This window comes from Neptunomonas sp. (assembly GCF_041601355.1).
GTDB lineage: Bacteria > Pseudomonadota > Gammaproteobacteria > Pseudomonadales > Balneatricaceae > Neptunomonas.
In genome coordinates, this window is record NZ_JBFIIH010000228.1 from 1 (window position 1) to 3,539 (window position 3,539).

A 3,539-nucleotide genomic window follows, 5' to 3' on the forward strand; every position below is an offset into this window, starting at 1 on the left:
ATTTATAAGTCGTGTCTGGCGTTGTTTACTATACACATAGTACTGTTTTGGTCAAAAAAACTATAAAGCTTTTGTTATGGAAGATACGATTAAGTTAACAATTACCTGATAAAAACCTATATTCAAGAAACACAGGGCGGTTAGCGTGCGAATACGGCAAGCAGATTGTCGCTGCAGCGGCGCGACAATTGACGAATGAGATTGGCCGGGATTTTTCCGAAAAACAACTATGCCGTATGATGCAATTACAGAAGTCTTAAAAAGAATTCCTAAACCGATGCTTCTCTAAGTCATCGTAGGTGTTTTCAATCCCGGTAAAGAGAGCCTCTTTCAGTTCTGACTTGTATTGTTCTTCTTCCGTCAATGGCTGGAGTTTATTCCCATTACGCTACATTTCTAATGCTGAAAACTCAGCCGCCCAGCGCCATAGCGCCTGAAAATCTTCTTTACGAGCTTTCTGATAATAACCGGCTCCATATTGCCATTGGCGTCCACCTCACCGGCACGGATTGCCGCGTAAGTTACGACAAAAATATTGTCTTCAATAATCACATAGCTACAGGCGATAGCCGTAGGTTCGATAAAGGCTTTCGCAGGCATCTCAGAGCTGAGGCCTGAAGGAATTTTTCGCAGCATAGTTCAGTTACCCGCAGTGTACTTTTGGTCAATGACTACCGCATTATGGGCATGCAGACTCTCCTGATGCTCCACTTTAAACCAGTAGTCGGTTATCTCATCCATCGCTTCCAGTGATCGCTTGATCCGTCGTGCAGCATCTTCACAGAACATCAGATTTTCAGCATTCAGCCTGGCAAACTCCTGCTCATCGCTGCGTTTAACCACCGTTTGTACCGGGGTGCCCAGGGCTTTTTCGAAACGATCGACCAACTCGGGCAGTTGAGGAAAAGAGTGGTCATCCAGTTGCATCTTCAGATAGGCATAGGAGCGTTGACTATGGGGTGTGGCGATGGAACCGGCATCGGACTGGAGCCACAGAAGCAGAGCCTCCTTATCGATGGCTGTACCCCCAAACTCCCGATCGACCGCTTCGCTGTATAACTGCCTTGATAATGAAGCAGAGCACGGACAGGTGCTGGAATAGGGTATGGTCAGTTCCAGCTTGATATTAAGGCGATCATCCAACAGCTCCGCACTGATGATGAACGGATAGGACTGATAGCCCTGCTTATTACTTTTCAGGGAATTTCTTTGCAGTAACAGATCAAATTTTAGCTGTATCCGTGCGCCTTGGCTGATGCCTTGTTGCGACTCCACCATAAAAGACAATAGCTGGGCGAGAGATTCCCTGCTCAGGGATCTGTTCGCCAGATGGCTGTTCATCTGCAGGTAAAGCCGGGACATATGGATACCCTTTACATCCGGGCTATTCAGGCTGACATAGAGATCAGCCCTGGCACTGATCGACTGCTGACTGTTATCACCAAAGTCCAGCCTGATCGGCAGTGCGATATGTTCCATTCCTACCCATTGCAGCGTCAGCGCGTGTGACGCCGTATGGTGGGCTGCTACATCCGGCAGCGGTTTGATTTTTAGCATAGAGGTTTTGTTATTCATGATATCCAGTGTGTAAAATTAGGGGCCATGGCAGTAGGTACTGAACCCAGCTGATGGCCATCGCAAACCCGGGTGCCATCGACCCAGGTGAAGAGAATCTGTGAACTAAAATTGAGTGCCTGATTACGGGCGGTTTTTTCTACCATCTGCGTTACTGTCATACGCCACTGATGCACATGAGCCAGCAGGCTCAACAGAGCATGCACCACTAACGCTAGTCCAGCCGGCACCGGCATCGATAAGTTCATCATCGGCATTCGCCGGAATATCCCCTGATATCTGTTAGATACGCAGTCCGGAGATCCGTAGAGCTGCCACAAATTAACAGGATAGTATTTTTAATCAGGGTCGTTCTCATGACTGGCTGGCATCCCCAATAATCCTGACCTGTTGTTGCTCAGGCTCAACTTCAAGATAGAAACATGCGGGCCGGCCGGTATGACAGGCGGCACCTTTCTGCTCCACCTGACAAAGAATGACATCACCATCGCAATCAAATGACATACTGACCAGTTTCTGGGTATGCCCGCTGGTCGCTCCTTTTTCCCAGAAACAGTTACGACTTCGTGACCAGTACACCATATGCCCTGTATGCAGGGTTTTATTCAGCGCTTCCCGGTTCATCCAGGCCTGCATCAACACAGCTTTGGTTGAGCAGTCCTGCGTGATGACCGGAATGAGTCCCTGCCCATTGAAACAGAGGTTATCCACCACCATAGCTAATGGCAGCCTGTGTTCATGGGCGTTGTTTTCCAGACGCTGAAAGAACGCCTTGCTCATATAACAATCTCTCCTGCCATAAATAACCTTTGCATAATTTTAATTGACGTTAGAATAGTGGATATTAAGATGTTATAACATAACATTAATTTAAATTATTGTAACAAAAATGTCAGGTGTGGCTATGAATGCGGTAGAACTGGAAGTAAGTCAGGCAGGTTATATCGGTTATGGAGAACAGAGCTATGCATCAGGAGTAATACCTGAAGTGATGACAAATATTTATCTGGAACAGATAAATCTGGTCGTATTACAGCGATCACTGGCAAAAGAAGTGTCTGATTATTGCCAGATACTGGTCCAGAGCAAACCTGGTTTTAATCTCCGCTGTGTCATTAACCCTGAGAAAGCAGCCCTTTCACTAAGGTCCTCATTACCGGATCTGAAAAGCCAATCGGCATTCGTCAATGATCTGGTACTGTTACTGGAGATGTACTCCTGTTTGTTTGAGCTTGATGAGGTTGGTGTAAGACTTCAGGTGCTGGATCGTGCGATGTGTCCCCGTTTTCATACTGATAAGTTAGGTTGTCGTCTGGTCAGCACTTTTCTGGGGCAGGGAACTGAATGGCTTAAAAACAGTGATGTAGATCGTAGCAAGCTGGGCCCCGGGAATATGGGTTTGAGTGACGAAGAGTCGGGGCTGTTTTCCAGCCCCGCCTGTATTCAGCAGGTGAATTCGGGGGATATTGTTCTGTTAAAAGGCGATGGCTGGTATGGCAATGATGGTTTGGGAGCGGTTCACCGCTCTCCGGCAGTTTCCGGAGGTGAAAAACGTATCGTCGTTAGTATGGATTTTGCTTGAGAATAAAATGGTCAAGGCTTGCTTAGGCCCAATAATAACGCAGCTCAAATCGTCTTTTTGACTGTCTTATTAAATAAAATAATCTTCTGATTAACAGGACCGTTAACTACCGCCGACGTAATTAAAGGTCCTGACAGACTGTATGCTTTGCACTTATAGTTGGAAACCGTCTGATTAGTCTTCAACTTTATTCAACTGTTTACAACTTTTATAGATCAGAACATTCATTTAGAAAGCCGGGGGATTTTATTCCACCGTTACTGACTTAGCCAGGTTACGCGGCTGATCAACATCGGTGCCTTTCAGCACGGCGACATGGTAAGACAGCAATTGTAAGGGAATCGTATAAACAATCGGCTCCAGAATCTCTGGCATCTCAGGC

General features: G+C 46.6%; 5 protein-coding genes. 1 reads left to right on the forward strand and 4 read right to left on the reverse strand.

From position 1 onward, the window contains the following. Positions 1–396: 396 nt before the first annotated feature. The 4 genes from ABY436_RS19630 to hisI form a co-directional block, all read right to left on the reverse strand. A complete protein-coding gene (locus ABY436_RS19630) occupies positions 397–636 on the reverse strand; it encodes a hypothetical protein (protein WP_372740616.1) in 240 nt (79 codons plus the stop codon). A 3-nt stretch (positions 637–639) separates the two neighbouring features. Next, entirely contained in the window at positions 640–1,575 is a 936-nt protein-coding gene (gene folE2, locus ABY436_RS19635) for a GTP cyclohydrolase FolE2 (protein WP_372740617.1), read from the reverse strand. After that, positions 1,572–1,826 (reverse strand): hypothetical protein, encoded by a 255-nt coding sequence (locus ABY436_RS19640; protein ID WP_372740618.1) that lies wholly within the window; start codon positions 1,824–1,826, stop codon positions 1,572–1,574. The genes folE2 and ABY436_RS19640 overlap by 4 nt, the downstream gene beginning before the upstream one ends. A 103-nt stretch (positions 1,827–1,929) precedes the next feature. Then, positions 1,930–2,355 carry a phosphoribosyl-AMP cyclohydrolase gene (gene hisI, locus ABY436_RS19645; RefSeq protein WP_372740619.1) on the reverse strand — a complete coding sequence of 142 codons (426 nt, stop codon included), beginning with the start codon at positions 2,353–2,355 and terminating at the stop codon, positions 1,930–1,932. Between the two features lie 124 nt (positions 2,356–2,479). Between hisI and ABY436_RS19650 the strand changes: the two genes are divergently transcribed. Then, entirely contained in the window at positions 2,480–3,157 is a 678-nt protein-coding gene (locus ABY436_RS19650; RefSeq protein ID WP_372740620.1) for a DUF1826 domain-containing protein, read from the forward strand. The last annotated feature ends 382 nt before the right edge of the window (positions 3,158–3,539 follow it).